The sequence below is a fragment of the Ostreiculturibacter nitratireducens genome, assembly GCF_032670585.1.
GTDB classification, from domain to species: Bacteria; Pseudomonadota; Alphaproteobacteria; order Rhodobacterales; family Rhodobacteraceae; genus Ostreiculturibacter; species Ostreiculturibacter nitratireducens.
Genome location: NZ_JAVQHL010000003.1, coordinates 83,908 through 109,865, shown reverse-complemented (window position 1 = coordinate 109,865; position 25,958 = coordinate 83,908). Strand labels below are relative to the sequence as shown.

The following is a 25,958-nucleotide window of genomic DNA, read 5'->3' as shown; positions in this document are numbered from 1 at the left end:
AAAATGGAGCTGCCTGCCCCGACGGGGCAGAACAGCCCGCCTGCAACATTCAGGAGCGCCGGCTGGAGCAACGCGGACTGGATCTCAAGCCAGGTACCGGTATCGACTGCTTCACCTGCCTCGTACTGAAGCAGTGCGGCATTTGGAGCGGTCATCGGCATCTTCGCGACAAGTTTCTCTCGCGGGTCGTCAAAAAAGAAGAGTAATCGTGAGAGTCAATACACGTCAAGGTTGCAGAAATTCGTTGCAGGCGGCCCGATCCGCGCGTAGGCTTTGTCGGCAAGCAGCAATCGGCTGCCGGCCAGCGCTACACCCACCCACCCCTCGCTCCCCATGCTCTGGTCGGCAGCCGCCGCGCCGTTGCCATCGGGGCTTGCGGAATCCGGCAAGTTTCCCGATAAGAAGACGCTCACAGCCGAAAGGGTCTTCCATGCGCGCGCGCATCTACCAGCCTGCAAAGAACGCGATGCAGTCGGGAACAGCGAAGACGAAGGACTGGGTTCTGGAATTCGCCCCGGCCTCGGCGCGCGAGGTCGATCCTCTGATGGGCTGGACCAGCTCGGCGGATACGCAGACGCAGGTTCGGCTGCGCTTCCCGACGCGGGAAGCGGCGGAGGACTACGCCAAGGAACGCGGGCTCGACTATGTCGTGGTCGCGCCCCATGCCCGCAAGCCGAACGTCCGGGCGCGTGGCTATGGCGAGAATTTCGCGACCGACCGGCGCAGCCCCTGGACGCATTGATGATCTCGATCCGGCGCGAGAGCCCGCTTTCGCCCGACCTCGCGCTCCTGATGGAGCGTCACACCGAGGCCATGCATGCCGAGACGCCGCCCGAAAGCATCCACATGCTTGATGCGGGCAGGCTCGCCGCGCCAGAGATCTTCTTCTACGTGATGCGTGACGATGGGCGCGCGATCGGCATGGGCGCTTTCAAGCGGCTCTCGCCGGATCACGCCGAGATCAAGTCCATGCATATCCTGGCGGAGGAGCGCGGCCGTGGGCTTGCGCAGGCGATGCTGGACCATCTTCTTGCCGAAGCGCGGCAGGCGGGGATCGCGAGGGTGAGCCTCGAAACCGGGGTGCAGCCGGGCTTCTCGGCCGCGCGGGCGCTATACGTGAAGGCAGGCTTCGCGGAATGCGGGCCGTTCGAAGGCTACGTCGAAGACCCGAACAGCGTTTTCATGACGCGTGCGCTCTGAGCCCGTCGCAGGCTCGCGTTGCGAGGTTTTTTCACGGCTTTGAATGCCTGCATGCCGCGGGGGCTTGATCGGCGGTCGGGTCTGGCGCAAAAGGCAACTCGCGCGGCCCCGTAGCTCAACTGGATAGAGCAGCTGACTTCTAATCAGCAGGTTGAGGGTTCGAGTCCTTCCGGGGTCGCCAGTTTCTCCCTCTGGTCACCGTTCCAGCCCGTCTAGGCGGTTCGTGCCGCCTGTAGCCCGGCCAGTTCGTCCGCGCGCGCCTCCTGGTAATGGTCGAACTCCGATGTGAACCACGCCGTCCCGCGCGTGGCGCTGCCGAGCGCGTTGAAAAGGTCATCCTGCGCGGCGATCGGCAGGAGCGTGTTGAAGATATCCCACCCCGCCGCGTCCGGGTTGTTCTCGAAACCGAGGACCTGCCCCTTGAGGGAACTCACGATCGGCACGAGGCCGCCCGCGAAGATCGAGGGAACGTGGATCTGCGTGCGCATGATCGGCTGGAGTATGACCGGCCGTGCCTGGGCGAGGGCCTCCCTCACGGCGTTCTTTCCGGCCGTTCGGAACGCGAAGTCGGAACTGTCTACGGCGTGGTGCTTGCCGTCCTTCAGCACGACGCTGACGTCCGTCACGGGGAACCCGCCAGGCCCCTGCAGAAGCGCATCCCTTGCTCCCGCCTCGACAGCCGGGATGTAGTTGCGGGGGACGGCGCCGCCCTTGATCTGCTCCTCGAAGCGGAAGCCCGATCCGCGCGGCTCCGGCCTGAGTTCGATCAGGACGTCCGCGAACTGGCCAGCTCCGCCCGACTGCTTGCGGTGGCGGTGATGGTTCTCGACGGGCTTCGTGACCGTCTCGCGCAGTGCGGGGAGGACGTTCGACTGTTCGACCTCGATCCCGAAACCCTCCGTGAGCTTCTGGATCAGCCGGCGCAGATGCAGCGGACCTTGCGTCCCGAGAACCGCGTGGCCGCTCTGTTCGTCCTGTTCGACGGACAGACCGGGGTCGATTTCCCGCAGGCGTTCGAGCGCGGTGGAAAGCCGCGCCTCGTCACGCTCGTTCTGGGGCGTCACGATCCGGCGAAAGGCGGGCGGGCGCGGCTGTGCCCAGCCGGGCAGCACGGTGCCGCCATCCTTCGTGTAGAACTGCCCGAGGTTCAGGTGGTCGGTCTTGACGGTCAGTCCGATCTCGCCGGCTTTCAGCGACGCGATCTGCGTCTTGCCGTTCATGTCCGTGATGCTGCCGACGGATTCGCCGCCGAGCGGTGACCCGGCGCTGACCTCTCCATCAAGGCAGCGGACCAGCACGGTCTTGCCGAGATGCTTCACAACGTCGGCAAGGCCCCCAACCGCGACGACGCCACCCCGCGCGCCAAGCCTTTCGCAGGCCACTTCGACCCCCGGCGCCTCGTGCCGGAGCGCCTTCATCAGCCGCGTGATGCCATTGCGGTGGAGCGCCGAGCCGAGAAGCGCGGGCACCATGTCGTGATGCTGGAGAACGCGGGCCGCGACCTCGTAGACCTCTTCGGCCATCGGCTCCTTGTCCTCGATCAGCTCCTCCAGCATCGAGTCGTCGAAGTCGGCATAGGCTTCCAGTAGTTCAGTGCGTGCTTCCCGTTCCCGGCTCTGCATGCTTTCGGGTATCTCGATCAGGGTGGAGGGACGGCCCTCGTGGTATTCCCAAGCACGTTCGGAAATGAGGTCCACGGCCCCCACGACCCGGTCCCCATCGCGGAGGGGAACCTGGCGCAGCACGATGTGGTGCGCGCAGTAGGTCTGCAGCGCCGAGACGATCTCGCTCACGCGGTGGGTGGCCGCGTCGATGCGGTTGATGAAGAGGATGCAGGGAATGCCTGCCTCCTCGATGATCCGGAGATAGGGCGCGCACAGAACGGCGGCTTCGGCGTCCGCTGGCACGCAGAGCACCGCCGCGTCGCTCGCGGCAAGCGCGGGGCCGAGTTGGGCGAGGTTGTCCGCCCCGCCCACGATGTCGAACGCGGCCCAGTCCTCATCCATGAAGCGGAATTTCCGGGCGCTGGCAACGCCCTCGATGTCGAGGGGCTTCTCGTGGCTCTCCTCGAGCCCCGCCATCGCCTCGACGAGCGTCGTCTTCCCCGATTGTGACGGCCCCAGGACCGACAGAACTCTCATCGCGATATCCTCCCTCGGCGCATCGAGCGCGAACTGCATTTCCGCTGCAAGAAAGGTCTGGCGCGGCGGCTTCAGCCGGCGCGGGCGACTTGTGTATGGGCCCTGCCTCGGTCCGATGGGATTTTCTCTCCGGCACGACGTCCGGGCGCCGGAGGCATCGGCATTGGGGAGATTCTTCGCACAGAACCTATCCGGGTCAAGCCATTACGCCGATCGTACACCGATCCGCGGGAACTTGACGTTGCGGAAGCATCTGCGTTGCCCCCTGCAGGGGGGACCGATTTCGGACCCTAGCCGCCGAGCAGGCTGGTGCCGGCGAAGGCGACCGCGGCGGCGAGGCCCATCAGGATGCCGACCGCGACCGAACCCGCCACGAGGCCGCCGGCCACCCAGAGCCCGTCGCGCGCGGCGAACCCGAGCGACAGCAGGATGATCGAGATCGCGGGCATCGTGTTCCCGAAGGCGATTGGCAGCGTGATCATAAGCGCGAAGCAGAGCACGATGATCCCGTAGGCGCGGTCGAGGACCCAGCCACCCTTGGGCCAGAAGCGGGGGCGCGCGAGGCGTTCGATCCGTTCGAGCCAGGGCCGGGCCTTCAGGACGGCCCGCAAAAGGAGGGCGCGGTCGAAGGACTTTTCTGAAAGCCGGGACGGCAGCCAGAGGCGGCGGGAGTTCAGGATCACCGCGATCCCCATGAAGACGAGCGGCAGGCCCATCACGGTCGATGAACCGGGGATGATCGTGACGACGTTCAGGATCCCCATCAGCAGGATCAGCGGCGCGAAGCCGCGCGAGGAGAGGCTGGCGACGAGTTCACCAAGCGTGATCCGCTCGCCGGGTTGCGTCGCGGCTTCCAGGAGAACGGCGGAAAGCGGCTTCGGGTGGGTGAAGACCGAGGATTCCTCGGTGCCGGCCGTTTCGAAACTCGGTTCAGGGGAGGGGGCGTCGAGGGGACTCACGATCATGCCGTCCTTCGCGGCGGGGCCGGGGTCTCACCGGCCGAGCGCAAGACATGGTTCTTCGCCCGCTCCGCGTCAATAGGGCGGGGCGGGCACCGGCGGGGCCTTGCCGGTCTCGCCTATTCGCTCGACGGCGCGCCGCCTTCGAAGCGATTGGGGCGCGAGTAGTCGCAAGGGGCTTCCTGCATTTCGAGGTGCAGGCGCGCGCCGGTGTAGGGATGGGCGCGGGCAAGTTCCTCGTCGAAGTCGATGCCGAGGCCCGGGCCCTCGGGCGGGATGACGTAGCCCTCTTCCCAGCGGATCGAATTGCGGATGAGCTTCATGTGGAAGGCGCCGCCGGTCTCGATCGTCTCGACCATGAGAAGGTTCGGGATCGATGTGCCGACGTGGATGTTCGCGGCCCATTCGACGGGCCCGGCGTAGAGGTGGGGGGCGAGCTGCGCGGTGAAGCACTCGGCAAGAACCGCGATCTTCTTGCCCTCCCAGATGCCGCCGGCGCGGCCGAGTGCGGGTTGCAGGATACGCGCGCCACCGGTGCGCAGCACGGTCGCGAATTCGGCCTTGGTGGTGAAGCGTTCGCCCGTGGCGACGGGGATGCGGACAGCCTTCTGGACTTCGGCGAAGTCGAGAAGGTTGTCGGGCGGGATCGGCTCTTCGTACCAGAGGGGCCCGTAGGGTTCGATCGCCTGGGCCAGCCTGACGGCGCCCGCAACATTGAACTGGCCGTGCGTGCCGAAGAGAAGGTCGGCGCGGTCGCCCACCGCCTCGCGGATCACCTTGCAGAAGGCGGCCGAGCGCGTGATGTCGGACATCGCCGGATCGTGGCCTCCGCGGATCGTGTAGGGGCCGGCGGGGTCGAACTTCAGCGCGGTGAAGCCGAGGTTCACGAAGCGCAACGCGGCCTCCGCAGCCATGTCGGGGTCCACCCAGAACTCCGCCGTTTCCTTTCCCGGCTCGGGATAGAGGTATGTGTAGGAGCGGAGCCGTTCGTTCATCCTGCCGCCGAGGAGGGCCCAGACGGGCCGGTTCCTGGCCTTGCCGATGATGTCCCAGCAGGCAATCTCGAGGCCCGAGAAGGCGCCCATGACGGTGGGATCGGGCCGCTGGGTGAAGCCCGAGGAATAGGCGCGGCGGAACATGAGTTCGACGTTCTCGGGGCTTTCGCCGGCCATGTGGCGGGCGAAGACGTCCTCGATCACGGCCGCCATCGCCTTCGGGCCCACGGTCGAGGCGTAGCATTCGCCGTAGCCCGTGATGCCGTCGTCGGTAGTGATCTTCGGGAAGATCCAGTAGCGGCCGCCCCAGCCGGGAGCCGGCGGCGCGACGACGAAGATTTCGAGATCCTTGAGGCGCATGTTCGGGGCTCCTGTGGGGGGAAGGCCGGGGGCCATATGCCCCCGACGATATCTGAGGTCGGAGGGTGGGTCCTAGAAGACGATGACGTTCCTGCGGGCAGCGCCGGAGCGCGTGTCGGCGATCGCTTCGTTTATCTGATCGAGGCTCCAGCGGCCGGAGATGAGTTCATCCAGTTTGAGGCGGTCCTGCTGGTAGAGGTCGACCATCCAGCGGATGTCGCGGGCCAGGACGGTGTCGCCCATCACCGATCCGATCATCGACTGTGCGAGCGCCGCGATGATGACTGGTTCGTAGGTAGACATGGCGCCGGAATGGGGCATGCCGACCATGACCATCCGTCCGCCGGGGGCGAGGAAGCGGGGCGCGGTGTCGAAGGCGGGAATCGCGCCGACCGTCACGAAGACGGCGTCGGCGCCGCGTCCGGCGATGTCTCGGGCCATCGACCAGGGTTTTTCCTCGGTCGCCAGAACGCCGTCGGTCGCGCCGAACTCCTTCGCGGCGGCGAGCTTCGCCTCGGTCATGTCGACCGCGATGATGCGGGAGGCTCCGGCGATTCGGGCGCCCTGGATCGCGTTGAGGCCGACGCCGCCGGCGCCGATCACCACGACGACCTCGCCGGGACGGACCTGACCCGTGTTCACGACGGCGCCGACGCCAGTGATGACTCCGCAGGAGAGGAGCGAGGCGGCGTCCATCGGGATGCCTTCGGGAAGGGGCGCGATCTGGGACGCATGGACAACGGCCTTCTCGGCGAAGGCGCCGGTCTTCAGGCCGTGATGGAGGATGCCGCCGTCTACTGTTTTCAGCGGGCCGTGGTCGCGGTCATAGGGCGTTTCGCAGCGCGACGGGTGCCCCGTGCCGCAGGTCGGGCAGGTGCCGCAGGAACGCAGGAGCGTCACGATGACGGGGTCGCCCAGCTTGTGGCCGGTGACGCCGGGGCCGATGGCCGAGATGTGGCCCGATGCCTCGTGCCCGTAGACGGCCGGAAGCGTGCCGCCCCAGCCTCCGTCGAGATAGGAGATGTCGGAGAAGCAGATCGCGCAGGCGGAGAGCGTGACCTCCACCTCGCCGGCCTCGGGGGCGCGCAGTTCGACTTCCTCGATCACGAGGGGTTTTCCGAATTCGTGGCACACGGCGGCGCGGATCTTGGACATGTTCTCCTCCCTTTCAGGTATCGAGGCTAGTGGTCAGGCATGAGCGGCGGCGCGCGGTCGCGCGACAAGGAGTATGACGCAAACGACCATCAGGAAAGCCGCAAGCAGGAATGGAGCGCCCGGAGCGTAGACTGTTGCGCCCGGGCGTGTGAAGGCGAAGAACACCCCCGTCATGAGGATCGGCGAGAGGCCGGAAGCGAGCGCGGCGAGAGAGGAGAGAACGCCCTGAAGCTCCCCCTGCTGATCGTTGGGGGTGAGGTTCGACATCATCGCCTGCAAGGCGGGTCCGGCGATCCCGGATGCGGCAGAGAGGGGCGTTACGACAAGCGCCCAGAAGCCTGAAGTGACGAAGCCGTAGAAGATGAGGGTTCCGACCTCGATCAGGAAGCCGACGAGGGTGGTCTTCCGTTCTCCCCAGTGCCGGATCGCGGGCGCGACGCCCATGCCCTGCACGGCGATGAGGGAAATGCCGAAGAGCGCGAGCGAGAAGCCGATGACGCTTGCGTCCCAGCCGAAACGGGCCTTGCCGTAATAGGCCCATATCGCGGGGTAGACGAAGAAGGCCAGCGTGTAGAGCGTGTGCAGCGCGAGGAACCGGCCGAGGCCGGGCAGGCGGCCGATGGCCCGGAAGGAGGACAGAGGGTTCGCGCGTGCCCAGGAGAAGGGGCGGCGGATGCGGTCAGTCACGGATTCCGGAAGGACGAGGGCGCCGAAGACAAGGTTCGCGCCGGCCATCGCGGCGGCGGCCCAGAAGGGTGCGCGGAGGCCGAAGCTGGCCAGGAGGCCGCCGAGGAGCGGGCCGAGGATGAAGCCGGCGCCGAAGGCGGCGCCGATGAGGCCGAAATTGCGAGCGCGCTCTCCGGGGGGCGAGATGTCGGCCATGTAGGCCGAGGCGGTGGCATGGGTGGCGGCCGTCAGCCCCGCGACGATCCGTCCGGCGAGCAGAAGCCAGACGGACCCAGCGAGGGCCATGACGACGTAGTCGGCGGCCATCACGGCGAGCGCCGTCAGCATCACCGGGCGGCGGCCAAAGCGGTCCGAGAGATTGCCGACGATCGGGCCGAAGAGGAACTGCATGACCGCGAAGGATGTGGCCAGAAGTCCGCCCCAGAGAGCGGCCTGCGAAAGGTCGCCGCCGGTTACGTCCTCGATCAGGTCGGGCATGACGGGGAAGATCAGCCCGACACCGATCGAATCGAGCATCACCGTGAGCAGGATGAACAGGCGGGCGGACTTGTGGGGCATCGGGGTTTGCACGCCGCGGGCTGCGGCGCTGCGACGTTAGCCTTGGGGCTGCTCGGGGGGAAGCCTGCCGGGAGACGCAGCGCGGATATTCGATGCGCGGCTGCGAATTGAATTCCCGATGCGTTCAGATCGCCTTGGCGGCGGCCGCGAAAGCGCGGGCTTCGGCGGGCGCCTGTCCGAGTTGCGCCTGAGGCGAGAGCGTGCTGCGCCAGTCGGAACCGGGGAAGTCGCGCTCTGCGAGGGAGGCAAGATGTGTGCCAGTCGTGCGGGCCTCGGTCGCGAGCGCCTTCACGCGCTGGGCGGCCTCGGGGCGGGGCATCGTGGCGGCGAGGGCGAAGGTGAGCGCCTCGGCGTGGATGAGGCCGGTGCCGTCGTCGAGGTTTCGGAGCATGGCTTCGGGGACAGGTGAGATCGTCTCCGCCAGTTCCTGGCCCAGGCTCAGGGCGCGGCCGAGCGCGATGCAGAGGCCGGGGAGTGTGAGCCATTCGGTGAACCAGGCAGCGCCGTCGCGCTGCTGGCGGTGGAGGCCGGCGTCCTGGAGCGTCGCGTTGAGGCCCGCGATGTGCCGGGCGAGCGCCACCACCACGGAGGGGCCGACCGGGTTCTTTTTCTGCGGCATCGTGGAGGAGGCGCCGCCCTTGCCAAGGGTCACCTCGCCAATGCCGGATTGGGCAAGAAGCAGGAGGTCCTCGCCCATCTTGCCGAGGCTCGTGGCGGTGAGCGTGGCCCAGGCGGCGAGTTCGGCGACGCGGTCTCGGGTCGAGTGCCAGCTGCCGCCGGGGTCGTTGAGGCTGAGGGACCTGGCGAGTGCCGCGCGGATCTCGGGACCCTTGTCGCCCATGACGGAAAGCGTACCCGCGGCGCCGGAGAGCGAGACGCAGAGCAGGCTCGGTTCGATTTCCTCGAGCCGCTCGACCGCGCGCAGGAGCGGTGTTCCCCAGCTTGCCGCAACTGCGCCGAAGCTTGTGGGGACGGCGACCTGGCCGTAGGTGCGGGCGGCCATCGGGGTATCGGCGTGTTCCTCGGCTAGGGTGGCGAGGGAATGGAGCGCCGCAACGAGGCGGGCGCGGCAGATCGACAGGACCTGCCGCAGGCGGAGCGTGAGTGCGGTATCGCAGATGTCCTGGCTCGTGGCGCCCCAGTGCACGTATTGGCCATGCTCCGGCGCGCCCATGGCCTTGCGGAAGGCGCTGACGAGGCCCGGGACGGGAACGCCGTTCTCGCCCGTTTCGGAAGTCAGCGCCGCAGGGTCCACCTGCACCTCCATCGAGGCGCGGCGGATATGGGCGGCGGCGGTTTCGGGGATGAGCCCGGCCTTGCCCTGCGCCTCGGCCAGTGCGCCCTCGACAAGAAGCATGGCGCGGATCTCGGCGGTGTCCGAAAAGAGTTTCCCGATCTCGGGATCGCCGAAGAGGTCGCGGTAGATCGCGCTGTCGAGGGCAGAGGCGGGCATCAGGCAGGCATCCTGAGCCCGAGCAACTGGCGTGCCTGCTGCCAGGTGGCGACGGGGCGTTCGTATTTCTCGCAAAGTTCCGCCGCACGGGCGACGAGGGCGGCATTCGAGGGCGCGAGCGTGTTCTTGTCCAGGCGCATGTTGTCCTCGAGGCCGGTGCGGGTATGGCCGCCCGCCGCGATGGACCATTCGTTCACGACGATCTGGTTCGGCCCGACACCGGCCGCGCACCAGAGCGCGTCGGGCGACAGCCGCTTCAGCGTCTCGATGTAGAAATCGAAGATCGGCTTGTCGGCGGGCATCGCGTTCTTCACGCCCATCACGAACTGCACGTAGAGCGGCCGCTTGAGCCGACCGTCATCTGCCATCCGGGCCGCCTGCACGATGTGCGAGAGGTCGAAGGCCTCGATTTCCGGCTTCACGTCATACTTGACCATCTCGGAGGCGAGCCAGTCCACGAGGTCCGGCGGGTTCTCGTAGACGCGCGTGGGGAAGTTGTTCGAGCCCACGGAAAGGGAGGCCATGTCGGGGCGGAGAGGCAGCATGCCGCCGCGCGCGGTCCCGGCGCCGGAGCGGCCGCCGGTGGAGAGTTGCACGATCATGCCGGGGCAGTGCTTCTCGATCCCCTCCTTCAGGCGTGCGAACCGCTCGGGGTCGGAGGTGGGTTTGCCCTCGTCGTCGCGGACATGGCAATGGGCGATGCTGGCCCCTGCCTCGAACGAGGCGTGCGTCGACTCGACCTGTTCTTCGATGGTGATCGGGACGGCCGGGTTGTTTTCCTTGGTCGGAACCGATCCGGTGATGGCGACGCAGATAATGCAGGGATTGGTCATGTCGTGGCTATCTCCATCAGTCTTTCGGCGAGTTTAGCGGGCGCGGCGAAGAAGGGGGAGTGCGAGGTGGGCAGGCGCGTCACGGTGCCCTCCGGCCAATCCTGCGTCATCTTTGCCTGGTATTCGGGCGGGATCGCCTGATCGTCCTCGCAGAGGATGTAGTGTTTTCGCACGCCGTTCCAGCGGTCCAGCTCTGCGATCGGGGTCGCCTGAGGGGTAATAGGCTGGGGGCAGAGATGGGCGTTGGCGAAGTCCACGGTGCCTTCGGGGCAGTCGTGGTAGAGCTTCTCGCCGACCATATCGGGGCGGAACCGGAAGGTGACGCCGTCGGGCGCCGTCTCGATTGCGGGGAGAAGGGGTTGCCTTGGTCCCGCGCGGCGCATGTCGGCGAGGGAGAGGCCCGGTTTCGGCACGTAGGCGCAGAGGTAGACGAGGCGGTCGATCTTCTCGGGCGCCATCTGGGCGGCGAGTGTGATCGGGTAGCCGGCCATCGAATGACCGACGAGGACGACAGGTTCGTCGATCGCGGCGAGTATCGCGCGGGCGTATAGGTCAAGCGTGACCTCGGCAGCCGGGGTCGTGTCGTCCCCGTGGCCGGGGAGGTCGATGGCGCGGGCTTCGTGCCCCGCGCGTTCGAGGATCGGCACCACGTCGCGCCAGCACCAGGCGCCGTGGCAGGAGCCGTGAACAAGGAGAAATCGCGCCATCAGATGTCGAAGAAAACCGTTTCGTCTTCGCCCTGGAGCTTGATGTCGAAGCGGTAGACGGCCTTGCCGTCCCTCTCGGTCCGCTTCGCGATCAGCGTCTTGCGGCGGCGTTCCCACTCGATCAGGTTCAGCACCGGGTCATTGGCGTTGGCCTCTTCCTCGTCGCTGAAATAGATACGGGTGTTCAGCCCGATGTTGATGCCGCGCGCAACGATCCAGAGGTTGATGTGCGGCGCCATCGCCCGCAGACCGGCGTGACCCCGGCCGTAGGCATCGGCCATTTCTTCCTGGGCAGCGGGACGGACTTCGCCGCCGAGCGGCCGGCGCGCGGGAACCGGACCCGGCTTGATCGTGTCGAAGCCCCATTCTCCGGTTTCGAAGTTGGTGATGACGCGGCCCCAGCCGCGAAAGCCTTCCTCGACCTCACCCTTGTGTTCCGGATGGGCATAGATGCCGTCGGCATTGGCCTGCCATGCCTCCAGCAGAACGTCCTTTATCGGGCTGCCGGTGCCGTCGATGACGACACCCTCGACGCGGATGCGTTCGCCCTTGGCGTTCGGGCCGGCGATGTCCCAGCCGAGTTCCTGCTTGTAGATATTGAACCCGGCCGCCCCGGGCGCGAGGCCGATGTGGACGTAGGGCCCGGCCGTCTGAGAGGGGGTTTCCTTGAGGTAGTGAAGTTTCTGCGGCATGGCTCAGTTCCCCTCCAGGCGGTTTTCGAACAGCGTCGAGCGGCGCCCGCGCAGGACGATGTCGAACTTGTAGGCGATCGTGTCGAGCGGGATCGTCGCGTTCATGTCGAGCGCGGCGACGAGCTGCTCGATCGCGCGGGGATCCGGGATCGTCTGAACGATCGGGCATTGCGGGATCAGGGGGTCGCCCTCGAAATACATCTGGGTGATGAGGCGCTGGGCGAAGGCGGTGCCGAAGACCGAGACGTGGATATGCGCCGGGCGCCAGTTGTTCACCCAGTTCCGCCACGGGTATGCGCCGGGTTTGACCGTTCGGAAGTAATAATAGCCGTTCTCGTCCGTGAGCGTCCTTCCGCAGCCGCCGAAGTTCGGGTCGATCGGCGCGAGGTAGGTGTCCTTCTTGTGCCGGTAGCGGCCGCCCGCGTTCGCCTGCCAGATCTCGACCAGCGTGTTGGGGACGGGGCGTGCGTTCTCGTCCAGCACCCGGCCATGTACGATGATCCGCTCGCCGATCGGCATCTCGCCGGGCTTGGCGTAGTTCAGGATCAGGTCGTTGTCCAAGGGGTCGATGTCGTTGTGGCCAAAGACCGGGCCGGTGATCTCGCTGACCGAGTTCTGGAGCGAGATGAGCGAATACTGCGGCGACCGCGCCACCGAGGTCTTGTAGTCCTTCGTGAAGGCGGGCGGGTGCCACAGCCTGTCACGCTGGTAGAATTCTCCGTCCGGCCTTGAGCTTGGATGGGTCATTTGGCAGCCTCCATGGCATCGAAGGTTTCCTTGGCGATCTTCACCGCGTGATTGGCGCGGGGAACGCCCGCGTAGATGGCGACGTGCAGGAGCGCCTCCATGACGTCCTCGCGCGTCGCGCCGGTATTCGCCGTCGCGCGGATATGCATGGCGAGTTCCTCGAAATTCCCCAGCGCGGCCAGAAGCGCGATGGTCAGCATCGAGCGTTCCCGCGGCGTGATGCGGTCGCGCGACCAGACATGGCCCCAGGCAGCCTCGGTGATGAGGTCCTGGAACGGCGCGTCGAGCGGCGTCTTGTTCGCCTCGGCGCGATCCACGTGTTCGTCGCCGAGGACGCGGCGGCGGGTCTGCATGCCGGTCTTGTATCGTTCAGACATGGCCGGTCTCCTTGAGGAAATTGCCGAGGACGCGGGCATATTCCTCGGGCTTCTCCACGCAAGGAAGGTGTCCCGCCCCGCGGATCAGGTGGAAGCGGGAGCCCTTGATGAGTTCCGCCGTCTCGCGCACGAGGTCGGGGGGCGTGGAGCCGTCCTCCGATCCAGCGATGGCGAGCGTGGGGAGCGCGAGGCCCGAGGTCGGGGTGATGAGGTCCGTGCCCGCGATCGCGGCGCAGCAACCCATGTAGCCCTCGACCGGCTGGCGAGTGAGCATGGCGCGCCAGCCGTGAAGCTCCGCCGTGGCGCGGAAGGACTTCGAGAACCAGCGCTCCATCGTCGGGTCGGCGATGGACTCGATCCCGCCCGCGCGGATCAAGGCGATGCGCTGGTTCCACATCTCGGTGGTGCCGATCTTTGCGGCGGTGTTCGACAGCACCAGCGCGCGGATCTGGTCGAGCCGCTTCACCGCGAGCCCCTGCGCGATGAGGCCGCCGATGGATATCCCGGCGAACACGGCATCGCGGACGTCTAGCGCATCCATGAACCGTTCGGCGTCGCGGACAAGGGAACCCATGCTGTAGGGGCCGGGCGGACAGGAGGAAAGCCCGTGGCCGCGCTTGTCGTAGCGGATCAGTCGCAGGGACTGCGGCAAGAGGGGGATGACCTTGTCCCACAGGCGCAGATCCGTACCGAGCGAGTTCGCGAAGACGACTGGCGCGCCGTTGGGGTCGCCATCTTCACGGTAATGGATCTTCAGGTCGTCCAGGTCGCAGATCTGCATTCTTTCGCCTTAGTAGGGCAGGCCGACGTAGTTCTCCGCCAGCGCGGTCTGCGCGGCGGTGGAATGTTCGAGGTAGTCGAGCTCGCTCTCCTGCATCCGCTGGCCGAAATCGCCCTGATCGGGAAAGCGGTGCATCATGTTGGTCATCGACCAGGAAAACCGCTCGGCTTTCCAGACCCTCAGGAGCGCCTTGCGGGAATAGTCGTCGAGCCCCTCGGGCGTGCCGTCCTGATAGTGCGCGAGAAGGCCGTTGTAGAGGTAGTGAACGTCCGAGGCGGCGAGGTTCAGGCCCTTGGCGCCGGTTGGCGGCACGATGTGGGCGGCGTCGCCGACGAGGAACAGGCGGCCCCAACGCATCGGCTCGGCCACGAAGGATCGCAGGGGCGCTATGGATTTCTCGATCGAGGGGCCCGTGACAAGACGCTGGGCGGCATGTTCGGGGATGCGGCGCTTCAGTTCCGCCCAGAAGGCGTCGTCGGACCAGTCCTCGACCCGGTCGGTGAGGGGAACCTGGACGTAGTGGCGCGACAGGTCGGCCCGGCGCATCGAACAGAGCGCGAAGCCCCGTTCGTGGATGGCGTATATCAGTTCGTCGTCCGCGGGCGGGGTTTCGGACAGGACGCCGAGCCAGCCGAAGGGATAGACGCGCTCGAACTCCTTCAGGACCGAGGACGGGATCGACTTGCGGGAGACGCCGTGAAAGCCGTCGCAGCCCGCGACGAAGTCGCAGTCGATGCGGTGTTCCGTGCCGTCCTTGACGTAGGTGACATGGGGTGCGTCGGAGTCGAGGCCGTGCGGGGTCACGCCCTCGGCCTCGTGAATCACCACGCCGCCCATGGCATCGCGGGCGTCGTAAAGGTCGTGCGTGATTTCCGTCTGGCCGTAGATCATCACCGCCTTGCCGGTGAGCTTGCGGAAGTTGATGCGGATCGTGCGGTTCTGCGCGGCCAGCAGAGTGCCTTCGTGGATGATGCCCTCGGCGTCCATGCGCTGTCCGACGCCCGCCTCGCGGAGCAGTTCCACCATGCCCCATTCGAGCACGCCCGCGCGGATGCGGGACAGCACGTAATCGCGCGTCTGACGTTCGAGGACGACGCTGTCGATTCCCTTCCTGTGCAGAAGCTGTGACAGCAACAGCCCCGAAGGGCCGCCCCCTATGATGGCTACCTGAGTGCGCACCGCGTTTCCTCCCTCGATCGAGCGTGCCGAGGATGGTTGGCTGTGTCAATCAAAACCGCCGCCTCAGTCGGCGAAGCGGTCGAGCGCTTCGCGGAAGACCGGGGCGTCCACGTTTCCGCCCGATGCCACGACGATCACGGCGTCGCCTTCGGACTCGTTTGGGTGGAGAAGGGCAGAGGCGAGCGCGACCGCACCCGCCGGCTCCAGCACGATCTTGAGGCGGCTGAAGGCCAGCGCCATGCCGCGCAGCGCCTCGTCGTCGGTGACGGACAGGCCGGGGCCCGCGATGCGGGAAAGGATCGGAAAGGTGATGCTGCCGGGCGAGGGCGTCAGGATCGCGTCGCAGAGCGAACCGGTCGCCTTGGGGTTCTTCTCGATCCGGCCGGAGGCGAGGGAACGCTTCACGTCGTCGAAGTCCGCAGGCTCGACCGGGCGGATGCGGAGGCCGGGGGCCCACGCCTCCAGAGCGAGCCCGATGCCGGACGAAAGGCCGCCGCCGCCGCAGGGTATCAGGACATCGGCCTTCGCGATGTCCTCGTCGGCAAGCTGTTGGGCCAGTTCAAGGCCGATCGTGCCCTGACCTGCGATGACCTGCGGGTCGTCATAGGGCTTGATGAGGGTCAGGTCGCGTTCCCGCGAGAGCTTCGCGCCGATCTCGTCGCGGTTCTCGGTCTCGCGGTCATACAGAATGACCTCGGCGCCGAGGGCGCGGGTGTTCTCGATCTTCAGTTTCGGCGCGTCGGCCGGCATGACGATCACCGACGGTACACCGTGGAGCTGCGCCGCATAGGCCACGCCCTGCGCGTGGTTCCCGGTGGAGACGGCGACGACGCCCTTGCCGCGGACCTCCTCCGGCAACGCCGAGACGGCGGACCAGCCGCCGCGGAACTTGAAGGACCCGGTGTGCTGGAGGCATTCGGCCTTCACGAGCACGCGGCGGCCGGCAATTTCATCCAGGAACGGCGAAGAGAGGAGCGGTGTCACGCGCGCGTGTCCGCGCAGGCGGTCGGCCGCCGCTTCGATCAGGGCGATGTTCGCTTCGGTCACGGCAGACGCTCCATCCAGGCGCGGATTGCGGCGAGGCTTTCGGGCTCGTCGAGGAAGGGGATATGGGCGCGGTCCGGCACGTCGGCGCAGATCATGTCTGGCCGGCGGCGACGCATCTCGGCCACCGTTTCCGGCGACAGGAGGTCGGAGTTCGCGCCGCGGACGAGGGCGAGGGGAAGGCCCTCCGTCGCGTCGAATAGCGGCCAGAGATCGGCCGGTGGCCCCTCGAACGCGGCGAGGAAGGCCCGGCGCAGTTCCGGATCGTAGTTGATCCGCAGGCCGTCGGGCGTTTCCACGTAGTGACGTTCGGCCTCTTCGAGCCAGCGCGACGCGGGAACGCCGGCGAAGCCCGGCATGTTGGCCGGCAGCCTTTCGGCCAGCGCGGCGTGGGTCCGGGCCGCGGGGTTTCGGCCAACGTAGTCCGAAATGCGGTCGAGGCCTGGGCGCGCGATCTCGGGGCCGACGTCGTTCAGGCAGAGGCCGGTCAGGCGGTGCTTCGCGGTGGCGGCGAGAAGCATCCCGATGAGCCCGCCGCGCGAAGTGCCGAGGATCGCCGCGCGCTCGATCCCGAGATGGTCGAGGAGGTCGAGAGCGTCCTTGCCCTCCTGCGGCAGGGTGTAGGTCTCGGCCCCGGTCCAGGCCGAGCCACCGCGGCCGCGGTAGTCAGGGCGGATGACGCGCGCGGGCGGCAGATGCGGCATCAGGTAGTCGAAATCGCGCCCGGTCCGGGTCAGGCCGGCGAGGCAGAGGATGACCGGCCCGTCTTCGCCGATCGTGTCGTCACGGTAGGCGAGGCGGGCGCCATCGGGGGCGGTGAAGAACAGTCCGGTCATCTTTTGGCCAGTTCCGGGACGGTCGTGAGGTCGGAGACCATGTAGTCGGGCTCGGCGGTCAGGCGGTCCACCGGTTCGCCCTTGCGGTTCGCCCAGACTGTCGTGAAGCCATAGGCGGCGGCGGCGGCGGCGTCCCAGCCGTTCGACGACACGAAGAGAACCTCGGCCCGCTCGCAACCGAAATGATCCGTGACGAGGCAGTAGACCGAAGGATGCGGCTTGAAGACGCCCACGCTTTCGACTGAAAGAACGGCGTCCAGATTTCCGCCGATGCCGGCGGAGGCGACGGCGGCGTCCAGCATGTCCGGAGAGCCGTTCGACAGGATGGCGGTGGCGAAGCCGTCGGATTTCAGATGGGCGAGCATGTCGGGGACCTCCGGGTAGGCCGCGAGTTCCCTGTAAAGCGCGAGGAGGCGCGCGCGGACATCCGGATCGGAAAGCCCCTGTGCTTCCATCGCCCAGTCGAGCCCGTCCTGCGTGACCTGCCAGAAGTCGGCGTGTTCGCCCATGACTGCGCGGAGCCAGGTGTATTGCAGCTGCTTCGTACGCCAGTCCTCGGCCAGCCTCGGCCAGATTGCAGCGAGGGCTTCGTGTCCGGGCTCGGCGGCGGCGATGCGGGCGGCGGCGGCAACGTCGAACAGCGTGCCGTATGCGTCGAAGACGCAGACCTTGATCGGCATGGGGGTCTCCTTTCGCGCCAAGACTGGCGTGCGGAGAACTCCGGGGCAAGGGCGGATGCGCACTGGTCGCCCTGTGGCGACGGCTGTCGGGGGCGGGGCCCGCGAGGCGGTATCTGAGGCTCTGACCCGATCGGGCCAGAATGTCCGGCGCGGCTGGCGCGATTTGACGGCCTTGACGGATGACGCCTGTCCCGGAGCGGGGCAGGGGCCTTCGGGGCAGGGGTTTACATCGGGGGGGCGGGCGGGCAGGCTGGGGCATCGTATCGAAGTACCCGCGCCGGGCACGGCGCACCTTCGCAATTCACCCCGAAAACCGAAAGCAGGCAGCGATGACCGAAGTCAAGTCGGGCGACACCGTCCGCATTCATTACACCGGCACTCTCGCGGACGGGACCGTATTTGATTCTTCCGAAGGCCGCGATCCGCTGGAATTCACCGTCGGGTCGGGCCAGATCATCCGCGGGCTGGACGCCGCCCTTCCGGGCATGAGCGTGGGCGAGTCCCGGACCGTGACGATCGAGGCGGCCAATGCCTACGGGCCGCGCGATCCCAATGCCCGTCAGGATTTCCCGCGTTCGAATGTCCCCCAGGACATCCCTCTGGAAGTCGGAATGCGGCTGGAGCTTGGGACGGGTGACGGGCGGAGGATCCCCGTGACGGTCGTGGACCTGACAGACGAGGTCGTCGTTCTGGACGCCAACCACCCGCTGGCCGGGCTTGACCTGACCTTCGCCTTCGAAGTCGTCGAGATCGTCTAGACGGCCCCGCCAGGGAGCCGCCTTCGACGACGGCTCAGAGGTTCTCCGACTGCGGCATCCCGAGAACGTGGAAGCCGCAGTCGACGATCACGATCTCCCCCGTGGTGCAGGAGCCATAGTCCGAGGCAAGGTAGACCGCCGTGCCGCCGATCGCCTCGAGCGTGGCGTTCTGGCGAAGGGGTGCGTTCGCCTCCGTGTGGCGGAAGGTCTTGCGCGCCCCACCGATCGCGGCCCCCGCGAGCGTCTTCATCGGGCCGGGAGAGATCGCGTTCACGCGGATGCCATCCGGGCCAAGATCGTTGGCGAGGTAGCGCACCGAGCTTTCAAGCGCGGCCTTGGCGACGCCCATCACGTTGTAGAACGGCGTCACGCGGTTCGAGCCCTGGTAGGTCAGCGTGATGAGCGATCCGCCGTTCGGCATGATCTTCGCGGCGCGGCGCGCCACGTCGATGAACGAGAAGCAGGAGATGCAGAGCGAGTTCTTGAAATTCTCGCGGGTCGTGTTGATGAACCGGCCCGTCAACTCGTTCTTGTCGGAATAGGCGATGGCGTGGACGAGGAAGTCCATCGTTCCCCATTCCTCTTCGATCCGCGCGAAGGCGGCGTCGAGAGAGTCGTCGTTCATCACGTCGACGTCGACGAGGAGGGATGACCCGAGCGAGGCGGCAAGCGGTTCCACCCGTTTGCCGAAGGCTTCACCCTGGTAGGAGAAGGCAAGTTCCGCGCCTTCGGCCGCGAGGGCCTGGGCGATGCCCCATGCGATGGAGCGATCGTTCGCGACGCCCATGATGAGCCCGCGTTTGCCCTTCATCAGGTCGGCCATGTCAGTTCATCCCTGAAATTTGCTGAAGACGAGAGTCGCGTTCGTCCCGCCGAAGCCGAAGCTGTTCGACAGGACGCTGTCGAGATCGAGCCCGTCGCGATACTCGGTCGCGATCTCGGACGCGTCGATCGCCGGGTCGAGCTGGGTCACGTTCGCGGAAGCCGCGATGAAGCCGCCCTGCATCATCAGAAGCGAATAGATCGCCTCATGCACGCCGGTCGCGCCGAGCGAGTGGCCGGTCAGGGACTTGGTGGAAGCGATCGGCGGCACCGAGCCCTTGCCGAAGACGCGGCGGACCGCCTCGACCTCGGTCACGTCGCCTGCGGGCGTGGAGGTGCCGTGCGCGTTGATGTAGTCGATCTTGCGTCCCTGCGGCAGCGTCGAAAGCGCGAGCCGCATGGAGCGTTCGCCGCCTTCACCCGAGGGCGCAACCATGTCGTGGCCATCCGATGTGGCTCCGTAGCCGGTCAGTTCGGCGTAGATCTTCGCGCCGCGCGCCTTGGCATGTTCAAGCTCCTCGAGGACGAGGGTGCCGCCCCCGCCTGCGATCACGAAGCCATCGCGGGTGGCGTCGAAGGGCCGGGAGGCGGTTTCCGGCGTGTCATTGTATTTCGAGGACATCGCGCCCATCGCGTCGAAGAGGCACGAGAGCGTCCAGTCGAGTTCCTCGCCGCCGCCGGCGAAGACGATGTCCTGCTTGCCGAACTGGATGAGTTCGGCCGCGTTGCCGATGCAGTGGGCCGAGGTCGAGCAGGCCGAGGTGATGGAGTAGTTCACGCCCTTGATCTTGAACGGCGTGGCAAGGCAGGCGGAGTTCGTGGACGACATGCCCTTGGTCACGCCGAAGGGGCCGATCCGCTTGGGCGAACCGGTTTCCCGCACGATGTTGTGGGCCTTGAAGAAGGACTTCGTCGACGGCCCGCCGGAGCCGACGATGATGCCGGTGCGCGGGTTGGAGATATCGGACTGTTCCAGTCCGGAATCCTCGATCGCCTGCCTCATCGCGATGAAGTTGTAGGCAGCGCCGTCGCCCATGAAGCGCAGGTCGCGCTTGTCGATATGGTCCTCGAGCACGATCTTCGGCTCGCCGTGAACGCGGCTGCGGAAACCGTGCTCGGCGTAGTCCTCGGCGAAGACGATGCCGGAACGGCCGGCACGGAGCGAGGCCTCGACCTCGGCGGCATTGTTGCCGATCGGCGATACGATGCCGAGACCGGTGATCACGACGCGGCGCATGGGCGCACTCCTTTCCTTGGGTCAGCTCGCGGAGAGCGCGACCTTCATGTCCTTGACCTGGTAGATGACCTCGCCGTCCGCTTCCACCCGGCCGTCGGCGACACCCATGGTCAGGCGGCGGGTCTGAACGGCCTTGGTGAAATCGACGTAATAGGTAAGCATCTTGCGGTCCGGCCGGACCATGCCGGTCAGCTTCACCTCTCCGACGCCGAGCGCGTAGCCGCGCCCTTCCCAGCCACGCCAGCCCAGGTTGAAGCCGGTCAGCTGCCAGAGCCCGTCAAGGCCGAGGCAGCCAGGCATGATCGGGTTGCCCGGGAAATGGCATTCGAAGAACCACAGGTCCGGGTTGATGTCGAATTCCGCAACGACATGGCCCTTGCCATGTTCGCCGCCGTCCGCGGAGATGTCGGTGATCCGATCCATCATCAGCATCGGCGGCAGCGGCAACTGCGCGTTGCCGGGGCCAAAAAGCTCCCCCCGAGCGCATTTCAGGAGGTCGTCCTTGTCGAAGCTTGTCGGATAATCGGCCATCAGCGCCTGCCCCCTCCGGTCTTTCCAGCAACCACCCTGATTTCACCCCCCTCTAACACCCGTGTCGGCAGGGGCGCAATAGCGGGCGGGCGGAGCATCGCCATTGAAAATCCTTCGCGGCGGGCTCTATATAGTCTGAATGAAAGCAGGGAAACGCAGTCGATGGACAGCATTGCGCAGGATCGCGGAACGGCTTGGCTCGCACGTGCGGGTCTGAGACCGACGCGGCAGCGGCTTGCGCTGGCCTCGCTTCTCGTCGGGGACGGCGAGGATCGGCACGTGACTGCGGAAAGCCTGTTCGCCGCCGCCCGGGGCGCCGGAGAGAGCGTTTCGCTCGCCACGGTCTACAATACGCTCAAGGCCTTCTGCGACGCGGGGCTGATGCAGGAGATCACCGTCGACGGCACGCGGTCCTATTTCGACACGCGGCTCGACGATCATCCGCACTTCTTCTGGGAAGACGAGTCGCGCCTGAGCGACGCGCCCGCCGAGGAACTCGAGATCGCCCGTCTCCCGAAGGCGCCGGAAGGGGCCGAGGTGGCGCGCGTCGATGTCGTGATCCGTCTGCGCCGGCGCTGAGCCGGGCCGTTACGACTCCGTCTTTTCGCCGCGGTTCCGCGCCGCGAGCCAGATCACCGCGATGATCGCGCCGGCAGCATTGAACACGAGGTCCAGCGCCGTGTTGAAATAGCCGCCGACTCCGGTTTCGGACATGCTGACGACAGCGGCGAATTCGATGATCTCGTTCACCGAACCCAGTCCCATCGAGCCTATCGCCGGGTAGACGTAGATCGACCATCCACCCTGCATGCCGGGGTGATTGCGGCGCAGGATGTGGAACAGAAGCCATGCAGTGACGCCGAAACCGTAGGCATGGACGAGCTGGTCGTATTTCAGCATCGTCAGTTCGCCGTTCTCGGTCAGCGGCACGAGCACCTTGGCATAAAGCACCGAGTCGCCGACGGGCACACCTCCGCCGGCCATGTGCGCGAGCCCCCAGAGCGTCAGCGCCCAGAGAAGCCCGACCGGGAATTCCGCGACCCTGAGGTTGAAGCCCACGAGCGCGATCATCACGACCATGGTCACGATGTACCAGATGAATTCGTAGTTCCCGATCGTCAGGAACCAGACCGAGAAGCCGGCGATATAGGCGACGGTGAACCAGAAGACCGCCCATTCGGATCTTGTGATCTTCACGCTGTCCCTCCCGAGCCCTTGTTCAGAACCATTGCCCCGGTTCCATCAGGCCAAGGTCCATCAGCTGCTGCGACGACCAGTCGAACTGCACGGAATTCGTCCAGGCGAACGAGGGGATCGCCGCGCTGGTCGAGGGGTTCCTTTTCAACGCCTTGGCGGTCCGGAACGAGGCCACGGCCGCGGTGAGGTTGTGGTGCCAGGGGCAGGAATAGGTGTTCACCTCCTCGATCGAGAAGGTGTTGTCGGACCGGAGCGTCAGGCCCTTCTGCGCGCGGAAGAGCGAAATCCGGTCGATCCGGCGGCGGGTCTTCGGCACCAGTTCCTCGAAACGGCGGCGCAGGCCGCCGAAGAGGTCGAGCTGGCGTTCCCGCACTCCGCCGGCGCCGTCGCTGCGGGCGGCCGCGTAGTAGCCTTTCGCGTCGAGCATCGCCTCTTCGCGGTTCACCGCATCGGGATGGCGCAGGAGATCGGGAGCGTAAAGATCGACGACGGTGGCGAGCATCGCGTCGCGCCGTTCTTCAATGTGGAAGGCGATAAGTTCGCGGACGTTCCGCGTCTCGCAGAACGGGTGGAAAAGGTATTCCGCGTTGTAGCCCCAGTAGAACCAGGTCGTCGGCGGGGCCGCTTCGATCAGCGGGTTGAGAGCCCGCATCAGGGCGCCATCCGCGAGCGTGTCGAACCCGATGAGCTTCACCCGGGTGCGAAGGTCCTCGGGCAGGTCGATGTCGGCCGGGGTCAGGGCCAGGACCTCCCGGAACCCCGCGCGCACGTGGTGGTCGAGGGTCGAGGCGACTTCGGCCCGGTCCTCGATCAGGATGACCGCGACGGGGCCGCGGGCGAGTGCCGCGCGGTCGCGGGCGAGAAAGTCGGGGAGTGAGGTGAAGTCCATGGCCTGTCCCGGAGAATGCGCGGCCAAATTCGTCCAAGCCCGTCGGCAATGCAAGCATTGCGGGAGGGACCGGGTTTGCGGTAAAGGCTCCCGATCCCCGGAGTGAAGGTAGCGCGCATGGCTGAGGCGGAAGGGCCCAAGAAGCTCTACATCAAGACCTATGGCTGTCAGATGAACGTCTACGACAGCGAACGCATGGCGGAAGCCCTGGGAGCGGAAGGCTACGTCACGACGGACGTGGCGGAAGAGGCGGACATGGTCCTCCTCAACACCTGCCACATCCGGGAGAAGGCGGCGGAGAAGGTCTATTCCGACCTTGGCCGCCTCCGGCCGCTGAAGGCCGCCAAGCCCTCGCTGAAGATCGGGGTCGCGGGCTGCGTGGCGCAGGCCGAGGGGGAAGAGATCCTGAAGCGGATGCCGCTCGTCGATCTCGTCGTCGGTCCGCAGAGCTATCACCGCCTGCCGCAGATGACCAAGGCCGTCGATGCCGGGGAAAAGCCGGTCGACACGGATTTTCCGGCCGAGGACAAGTTCGAACACCTGCCGGAACGGCCCGTTTCCTCGCGCCCGACGGCGTTTCTGACGGTGCAGGAGGGCTGCGACAAGTTCTGCGCCTTCTGCGTGGTGCCCTACACGCGGGGCGCGGAAGTCAGCCGCCCGGTGGAGCGCATCCTGCGCGAGGCGCGGGCGCTCGTGGCGAAGGGCGTGCGGGAGATCACCCTCCTTGGGCAGAATGTGAACGCCTATCACGGTGAAGGCGAGGACGGCACCTGGGGGCTTGCCCGGATCGTAAGGGAGCTTGCGCGGATCGAGGGGCTCGACCGCATCCGATACACGACTTCGCATCCGAACGACATGGAAGAGGCGCTGATCGCGGCGCATGGGGATGAGCCGAAGCTCATGCCCTATCTGCACCTGCCCGTGCAGTCGGGCTCGGACAGGATTCTCAAGGCCATGAACCGCAAGCACACGGCGGAGGAATACATCCGCCTCGTCGAGCGGATTCGGGCCGCGCGGCCCGATATCCTGTTGTCCTCCGACTTCATCGTCGGTTTCCCCGGCGAGACGGACGCGGATTTCGAGGCCACGATGGACCTGATCCGCGAGGTTCGTTTCGGCGCGGCCTTCTCGTTCAAGTATTCCGCGCGGCCGGGAACCCCTGCGGCGGAGAAGCCGGGCGTGGCCGACGAGGTGGCGGACGCGCGCCTTCAGGCTTTGCAGGCGCTCGTCACGTCCCAGCAGCGCGCGGCGCAGGAGGCGATGGTCGGGCGCGAGGTCCGCGTTCTCTTCGAGAAGGCCGGGCGCCTTCCGGGCCAGATGGTCGGCAAGTCGGACTATCTGCACGCGGTGCACGTGGCCGATCCCGGCGCGCGCGTGGGGCAGATCGGACGGGTGCGGATTACCGAAAGCGGGCCGAACTCGCTTGGCGGGGTGCTTCTGGGCGCGTAGGGCGCCACAGCCGAACCGCCTGGAATCCAAACTCTGCCGATTTCCGTGGCAAATGCGCCGCAGGGCGGACCCGATGGGCGGTTTTGCGTGACAAAGAGATGAAATTCGCGCTGGGCGCTTGAAATGACGGTTGTCCACAGGCACGTTTGAATCACGAAACCTCTGCCAGGGAGACGTTATTGGGCATCAGCGCGCTGACACCCCCGCCAAGGCCGGAAGACGTGCACGAGACACTTCTGGAATTTCCCGACAATCGGTTGCTGATTGACCTTTGTGGTGAATTCGACCGGAACCTCGCCCAGATAGAGCACCAATTGGGGGTGCATATCCTGAGACGCGGAAATCACCTTGCGGTGGTGGGTGCGTCAGGCGCGCGGGGGCAGGCGGCGGCAGTGCTGCAGCAGCTCTATCAGCGGCTCGAGCAGGGGCGCCCGGTCGACGCCGGCGAGATCGACGGGATGATCCGCATGGGCGAGGAGAGAGGCGGCGAATCCCTCACCCTCGGCGACCAGCTTGAGATGTTCCAAGCGGGCCGGGTCGAGATCCGCACCCGCAAGAAGGTGGTGGAACCCCGCACCGAGGCGCAGAAGAACTACGTCAAGAACCTCTTTTCGAACGAACTCGCCTTCGGGATCGGTCCCGCGGGGACGGGCAAGACCTATCTTGCCGTCGCGGTCGGCGTCACGATGTTCATAGGCGGGCACGTGGACCGGATCATCCTCAGCCGCCCGGCGGTGGAGGCGGGCGAGCGGCTCGGCTTCCTGCCCGGCGACATGAAGGAGAAGGTCGATCCCTACATGCAGCCGCTCTACGATGCGCTGAACGATTTCCTGCCGGCAAAGCAGGTCCAGAAGCTCATCGAGGAGAAGCGGATCGAGATTGCGCCGCTGGCCTTCATGCGGGGGCGGACGCTGTCGAACGCCTTTGTGGTGCTCGACGAGGCGCAGAACGCCACGACGATGCAGATGAAGATGTTCCTCACGCGCCTCGGCGAAGGGTCGCGCATGGTCGTCACCGGCGACCGCACTCAGGTCGACCTGCCGCGCGGAACGTCCTCCGGCCTCGTCGACGCGGAGCGGATCCTGGGCAACGTGCAGGGCGTCAGCTTCAACTACTTCACCGCGAAGGACGTCGTGCGACATCCGCTTGTGGCCCGCATCATCGAAGCATATGACCGCGACGATGGAGCCGCTGGTTGACATCCTGACGGAAGACGCGCGCTGGGAGGCGTTCGGCCTGGAGCCGATCGCCGAACAAGCTGCGCGCGTTACGCTCGAGGCGCTGGGCCTCGATCCCTCGGGGTATTCGATCAGCTTGCTGTGCTGCAACGACGCGCGGATCGCGACGCTGAACGAGGATTTCCGCGGCAAGCCGCAGCCGACGAACGTGCTGTCCTGGCCTTCGGAGGAGCGGGGGGCGGACAAGGACGGCGGCGCGCCGGAGCGGCCGGAGCCGGGGATGCCGGGCATGCCGGAGGAACTCGGGGACATCGCGATCGCCTGGGAAACCTGCGAGCGCGAAGCGGGGGAACAGGGCAAGCAGATGCGCGACCACGTCACGCATCTGCTGGTGCACGGAACCCTCCATCTGTTGGGTTACGACCACATCCGTGAAAAAGATGCCGCGTTGATGGAAGGGCTTGAGACGCGGATACTTGCCAGCATGGGGTTGCAGGACCCATATGAATAATC

At 66.6% G+C, this 25,958-nt stretch carries 28 protein-coding genes and 1 tRNA gene; 8 read left to right on the top strand and 21 right to left on the bottom strand.

Annotation, left to right across the window (positions count from 1 at the left end; genetic code table 11):
• Nucleotides 1–430: 430 nt before the first annotated feature.
• From ABCN56_RS14820 to ABCN56_RS14810, 3 genes are all read left to right on the top strand, one after another.
• Complete coding sequence (locus tag ABCN56_RS14820; RefSeq protein WP_343081601.1) at nt 431–742, top strand: ETC complex I subunit; 312 nt, start codon at nt 431–433, stop codon at nt 740–742.
• Complete coding sequence (locus tag ABCN56_RS14815; RefSeq protein WP_425466112.1) at nt 742–1,200, top strand: GNAT family N-acetyltransferase; 459 nt, start codon at nt 742–744, stop codon at nt 1,198–1,200. Before ABCN56_RS14820 ends, ABCN56_RS14815 begins: the two co-directional genes overlap by 1 nt.
• Before the next feature lie 104 nt (nt 1,201–1,304).
• A tRNA-Arg gene (locus tag ABCN56_RS14810) sits at nt 1,305–1,381 on the top strand.
• Nucleotides 1,382–1,412: 31 nt separating this feature from the next.
• On the opposite strand, the gene ABCN56_RS14805 is transcribed toward ABCN56_RS14810, so the two are convergent.
• The 16 genes from ABCN56_RS14805 to ABCN56_RS14730 form a co-directional block, all read right to left on the bottom strand.
• A complete protein-coding gene (locus tag ABCN56_RS14805; protein WP_343081965.1) occupies nt 1,413–3,341 on the bottom strand; it encodes an elongation factor G in 1,929 nt (642 codons plus the stop codon).
• A gap of 290 nt (nt 3,342–3,631) precedes the next feature.
• The gene (locus tag ABCN56_RS14800) at nt 3,632–4,306 is read right to left on the bottom strand and encodes an exopolysaccharide biosynthesis protein (RefSeq protein ID WP_343081600.1); all 675 of its coding nucleotides are present in this window, start codon (nt 4,304–4,306) and stop codon (nt 3,632–3,634) included.
• Nucleotides 4,307–4,419: 113 nt separating this feature from the next.
• Nucleotides 4,420–5,655 (bottom strand): mandelate racemase/muconate lactonizing enzyme family protein, encoded by a 1,236-nt coding sequence (locus ABCN56_RS14795; protein WP_343081599.1) that lies wholly within the window; start codon nt 5,653–5,655, stop codon nt 4,420–4,422.
• 72 nt (nt 5,656–5,727) lie between these two features.
• Complete coding sequence (locus tag ABCN56_RS14790) at nt 5,728–6,810, bottom strand: zinc-binding dehydrogenase (RefSeq protein ID WP_343081598.1); 1,083 nt, start codon at nt 6,808–6,810, stop codon at nt 5,728–5,730.
• 33 nt (nt 6,811–6,843) lie between these two features.
• On the bottom strand, nt 6,844–8,067 hold the full coding sequence (locus tag ABCN56_RS14785) for a TCR/Tet family MFS transporter (RefSeq protein WP_343081597.1): 1,224 nt from the start codon (nt 8,065–8,067) through the stop codon (nt 6,844–6,846).
• A 112-nt stretch (nt 8,068–8,179) separates the two neighbouring features.
• A complete protein-coding gene (locus tag ABCN56_RS14780) occupies nt 8,180–9,508 on the bottom strand; it encodes a class-II fumarase/aspartase family protein (RefSeq protein ID WP_343081596.1) in 1,329 nt (442 codons plus the stop codon).
• A complete protein-coding gene (locus ABCN56_RS14775; protein WP_343081595.1) occupies nt 9,508–10,341 on the bottom strand; it encodes a 3-oxoadipate:acetyl-CoA acetyltransferase in 834 nt (277 codons plus the stop codon). The genes ABCN56_RS14780 and ABCN56_RS14775 overlap by 1 nt, the downstream gene beginning before the upstream one ends.
• Entirely contained in the window at nt 10,338–11,048 is a 711-nt protein-coding gene (locus ABCN56_RS14770; RefSeq protein ID WP_343081594.1) for an alpha/beta fold hydrolase, read from the bottom strand. The genes ABCN56_RS14775 and ABCN56_RS14770 overlap by 4 nt, the downstream gene beginning before the upstream one ends.
• Entirely contained in the window at nt 11,048–11,740 is a 693-nt protein-coding gene (locus ABCN56_RS14765; protein ID WP_343081593.1) for a protocatechuate 3,4-dioxygenase subunit alpha, read from the bottom strand. The genes ABCN56_RS14770 and ABCN56_RS14765 overlap by 1 nt, the downstream gene beginning before the upstream one ends.
• Nucleotides 11,741–11,743: 3 nt before the next feature.
• Nucleotides 11,744–12,487 (bottom strand): protocatechuate 3,4-dioxygenase subunit beta, encoded by a 744-nt coding sequence (pcaH, locus tag ABCN56_RS14760; protein WP_343081592.1) that lies wholly within the window; start codon nt 12,485–12,487, stop codon nt 11,744–11,746.
• Entirely contained in the window at nt 12,484–12,864 is a 381-nt protein-coding gene (gene pcaC / locus ABCN56_RS14755) for a 4-carboxymuconolactone decarboxylase (RefSeq protein WP_343081591.1), read from the bottom strand. The genes pcaH and pcaC overlap by 4 nt, the downstream gene beginning before the upstream one ends.
• Nucleotides 12,857–13,645, bottom strand: coding sequence for a 3-oxoadipate enol-lactonase (gene pcaD / locus ABCN56_RS14750; protein ID WP_343081590.1), 789 nt, complete (start codon nt 13,643–13,645; stop codon nt 12,857–12,859). The genes pcaC and pcaD overlap by 8 nt, the downstream gene beginning before the upstream one ends.
• A 9-nt stretch (nt 13,646–13,654) precedes the next feature.
• Nucleotides 13,655–14,824: a 4-hydroxybenzoate 3-monooxygenase gene (gene pobA / locus ABCN56_RS14745; RefSeq protein ID WP_343081589.1), complete on the bottom strand. Its 1,170-nt coding sequence runs from the start codon at nt 14,822–14,824 to the stop codon at nt 13,655–13,657.
• 63 nt (nt 14,825–14,887) lie between these two features.
• Nucleotides 14,888–15,871, bottom strand: a complete 984-nt coding sequence (locus tag ABCN56_RS14740) for a threonine ammonia-lyase (RefSeq protein WP_343081588.1) — start codon at nt 15,869–15,871, stop codon at nt 14,888–14,890.
• Nucleotides 15,868–16,704 (bottom strand): alpha/beta fold hydrolase, encoded by an 837-nt coding sequence (locus ABCN56_RS14735; RefSeq protein ID WP_343081587.1) that lies wholly within the window; start codon nt 16,702–16,704, stop codon nt 15,868–15,870. The genes ABCN56_RS14740 and ABCN56_RS14735 overlap by 4 nt, the downstream gene beginning before the upstream one ends.
• A complete protein-coding gene (locus tag ABCN56_RS14730; RefSeq protein ID WP_343081586.1) occupies nt 16,701–17,384 on the bottom strand; it encodes a haloacid dehalogenase type II in 684 nt (227 codons plus the stop codon). Before ABCN56_RS14730 ends, ABCN56_RS14735 begins: the two co-directional genes overlap by 4 nt.
• Nucleotides 17,385–17,713: 329 nt before the next feature.
• Between ABCN56_RS14730 and ABCN56_RS14725 the strand changes: the two genes are divergently transcribed.
• Nucleotides 17,714–18,142, top strand: a complete 429-nt coding sequence (locus ABCN56_RS14725; protein WP_343081585.1) for an FKBP-type peptidyl-prolyl cis-trans isomerase — start codon at nt 17,714–17,716, stop codon at nt 18,140–18,142.
• A 34-nt stretch (nt 18,143–18,176) separates the two neighbouring features.
• Here the strand turns inward: ABCN56_RS14725 and ABCN56_RS14720 are convergent, their stop codons facing one another.
• The 3 genes from ABCN56_RS14720 to fabA are packed head-to-tail and all read right to left on the bottom strand — an operon-like array spanning nt 18,177 to nt 20,732.
• Nucleotides 18,177–18,965: an enoyl-ACP reductase FabI gene (locus ABCN56_RS14720; RefSeq protein ID WP_343081584.1), complete on the bottom strand. Its 789-nt coding sequence runs from the start codon at nt 18,963–18,965 to the stop codon at nt 18,177–18,179.
• Nucleotides 18,966–18,971: 6 nt separating this feature from the next.
• The gene (fabB, locus tag ABCN56_RS14715; RefSeq protein WP_343081583.1) at nt 18,972–20,201 is read right to left on the bottom strand and encodes a beta-ketoacyl-ACP synthase I; all 1,230 of its coding nucleotides are present in this window, start codon (nt 20,199–20,201) and stop codon (nt 18,972–18,974) included.
• Between the two features lie 21 nt (nt 20,202–20,222).
• A complete protein-coding gene (fabA, locus tag ABCN56_RS14710; RefSeq protein ID WP_343081582.1) occupies nt 20,223–20,732 on the bottom strand; it encodes a bifunctional 3-hydroxydecanoyl-ACP dehydratase/trans-2-decenoyl-ACP isomerase in 510 nt (169 codons plus the stop codon).
• A gap of 162 nt (nt 20,733–20,894) precedes the next feature.
• Between fabA and irrA the strand changes: the two genes are divergently transcribed.
• Nucleotides 20,895–21,311, top strand: coding sequence for an iron response transcriptional regulator IrrA (gene irrA / locus ABCN56_RS14705; RefSeq protein WP_343081581.1), 417 nt, complete (start codon nt 20,895–20,897; stop codon nt 21,309–21,311).
• Nucleotides 21,312–21,320: 9 nt separating this feature from the next.
• On the opposite strand, the gene ABCN56_RS14700 is transcribed toward irrA, so the two are convergent.
• Both ABCN56_RS14700 and ABCN56_RS14695 read right to left on the bottom strand, forming a co-directional pair.
• Nucleotides 21,321–21,929: a DUF2238 domain-containing protein gene (locus ABCN56_RS14700; protein WP_343081580.1), complete on the bottom strand. Its 609-nt coding sequence runs from the start codon at nt 21,927–21,929 to the stop codon at nt 21,321–21,323.
• Nucleotides 21,930–21,951: 22 nt separating this feature from the next.
• Nucleotides 21,952–22,818: a hypothetical protein gene (locus ABCN56_RS14695; protein ID WP_343081579.1), complete on the bottom strand. Its 867-nt coding sequence runs from the start codon at nt 22,816–22,818 to the stop codon at nt 21,952–21,954.
• A 117-nt stretch (nt 22,819–22,935) separates the two neighbouring features.
• Here ABCN56_RS14695 and miaB point away from each other — a divergent pair, with 117 nt between their 5' ends.
• The 3 genes from miaB to ybeY all read left to right on the top strand — a co-directional run bounded on the left by miaB (nt 22,936) and on the right by ybeY (nt 25,956).
• Entirely contained in the window at nt 22,936–24,267 is a 1,332-nt protein-coding gene (gene miaB / locus ABCN56_RS14690; protein ID WP_343081578.1) for a tRNA (N6-isopentenyl adenosine(37)-C2)-methylthiotransferase MiaB, read from the top strand.
• Between the two features lie 179 nt (nt 24,268–24,446).
• On the top strand, nt 24,447–25,466 hold the full coding sequence (locus ABCN56_RS14685; RefSeq protein ID WP_343081577.1) for a PhoH family protein: 1,020 nt from the start codon (nt 24,447–24,449) through the stop codon (nt 25,464–25,466).
• Nucleotides 25,450–25,956 (top strand): rRNA maturation RNase YbeY, encoded by a 507-nt coding sequence (ybeY, locus tag ABCN56_RS14680; protein ID WP_343081964.1) that lies wholly within the window; start codon nt 25,450–25,452, stop codon nt 25,954–25,956. The genes ABCN56_RS14685 and ybeY overlap by 17 nt, the downstream gene beginning before the upstream one ends.
• Nucleotides 25,957–25,958 lie beyond the last annotated feature (2 nt).

What these genes read in the sequence shown, in the direction of transcription:
- ABCN56_RS14820 (WP_343081601.1), top strand. Translation starts at nt 431, where the DNA reads ATGCGCGCGCGCATCTACCAGCCTGCAAAGAACGCGATGCAGTCGGGA.
- ABCN56_RS14815 (WP_425466112.1), top strand. Translation starts at nt 742, where the DNA reads ATGATCTCGATCCGGCGCGAGAGCCCGCTTTCGCCCGACCTCGCGCTC.
- ABCN56_RS14805 (WP_343081965.1), bottom strand. Translation starts at nt 3,341, where the DNA reads ATGAGAGTTCTGTCGGTCCTGGGGCCGTCACAATCGGGGAAGACGACG.
- ABCN56_RS14800 (WP_343081600.1), bottom strand. Translation starts at nt 4,306, where the DNA reads ATGATCGTGAGTCCCCTCGACGCCCCCTCCCCTGAACCGAGTTTCGAA.
- ABCN56_RS14795 (WP_343081599.1), bottom strand. Translation starts at nt 5,655, where the DNA reads ATGCGCCTCAAGGATCTCGAAATCTTCGTCGTCGCGCCGCCGGCTCCC.
- ABCN56_RS14790 (WP_343081598.1), bottom strand. Translation starts at nt 6,810, where the DNA reads ATGTCCAAGATCCGCGCCGCCGTGTGCCACGAATTCGGAAAACCCCTC.
- ABCN56_RS14780 (WP_343081596.1), bottom strand. Translation starts at nt 9,508, where the DNA reads ATGCCCGCCTCTGCCCTCGACAGCGCGATCTACCGCGACCTCTTCGGC.
- ABCN56_RS14775 (WP_343081595.1), bottom strand. Translation starts at nt 10,341, where the DNA reads ATGACCAATCCCTGCATTATCTGCGTCGCCATCACCGGATCGGTTCCG.
- ABCN56_RS14770 (WP_343081594.1), bottom strand. Translation starts at nt 11,048, where the DNA reads ATGGCGCGATTTCTCCTTGTTCACGGCTCCTGCCACGGCGCCTGGTGC.
- ABCN56_RS14765 (WP_343081593.1), bottom strand. Translation starts at nt 11,740, where the DNA reads ATGCCGCAGAAACTTCACTACCTCAAGGAAACCCCCTCTCAGACGGCC.
- pcaH (WP_343081592.1), bottom strand. Translation starts at nt 12,487, where the DNA reads ATGACCCATCCAAGCTCAAGGCCGGACGGAGAATTCTACCAGCGTGAC.
- pcaC (WP_343081591.1), bottom strand. Translation starts at nt 12,864, where the DNA reads ATGTCTGAACGATACAAGACCGGCATGCAGACCCGCCGCCGCGTCCTC.
- pcaD (WP_343081590.1), bottom strand. Translation starts at nt 13,645, where the DNA reads ATGCAGATCTGCGACCTGGACGACCTGAAGATCCATTACCGTGAAGAT.
- ABCN56_RS14735 (WP_343081587.1), bottom strand. Translation starts at nt 16,704, where the DNA reads ATGACCGGACTGTTCTTCACCGCCCCCGATGGCGCCCGCCTCGCCTAC.
- ABCN56_RS14730 (WP_343081586.1), bottom strand. Translation starts at nt 17,384, where the DNA reads ATGCCGATCAAGGTCTGCGTCTTCGACGCATACGGCACGCTGTTCGAC.
- ABCN56_RS14725 (WP_343081585.1), top strand. Translation starts at nt 17,714, where the DNA reads ATGACCGAAGTCAAGTCGGGCGACACCGTCCGCATTCATTACACCGGC.
- ABCN56_RS14720 (WP_343081584.1), bottom strand. Translation starts at nt 18,965, where the DNA reads ATGGCCGACCTGATGAAGGGCAAACGCGGGCTCATCATGGGCGTCGCG.
- fabB (WP_343081583.1), bottom strand. Translation starts at nt 20,201, where the DNA reads ATGCGCCGCGTCGTGATCACCGGTCTCGGCATCGTATCGCCGATCGGC.
- fabA (WP_343081582.1), bottom strand. Translation starts at nt 20,732, where the DNA reads ATGGCCGATTATCCGACAAGCTTCGACAAGGACGACCTCCTGAAATGC.
- irrA (WP_343081581.1), top strand. Translation starts at nt 20,895, where the DNA reads ATGGACAGCATTGCGCAGGATCGCGGAACGGCTTGGCTCGCACGTGCG.
- ABCN56_RS14695 (WP_343081579.1), bottom strand. Translation starts at nt 22,818, where the DNA reads ATGGACTTCACCTCACTCCCCGACTTTCTCGCCCGCGACCGCGCGGCA.
- miaB (WP_343081578.1), top strand. Translation starts at nt 22,936, where the DNA reads ATGGCTGAGGCGGAAGGGCCCAAGAAGCTCTACATCAAGACCTATGGC.
- ybeY (WP_343081964.1), top strand. Translation starts at nt 25,450, where the DNA reads ATGGAGCCGCTGGTTGACATCCTGACGGAAGACGCGCGCTGGGAGGCG.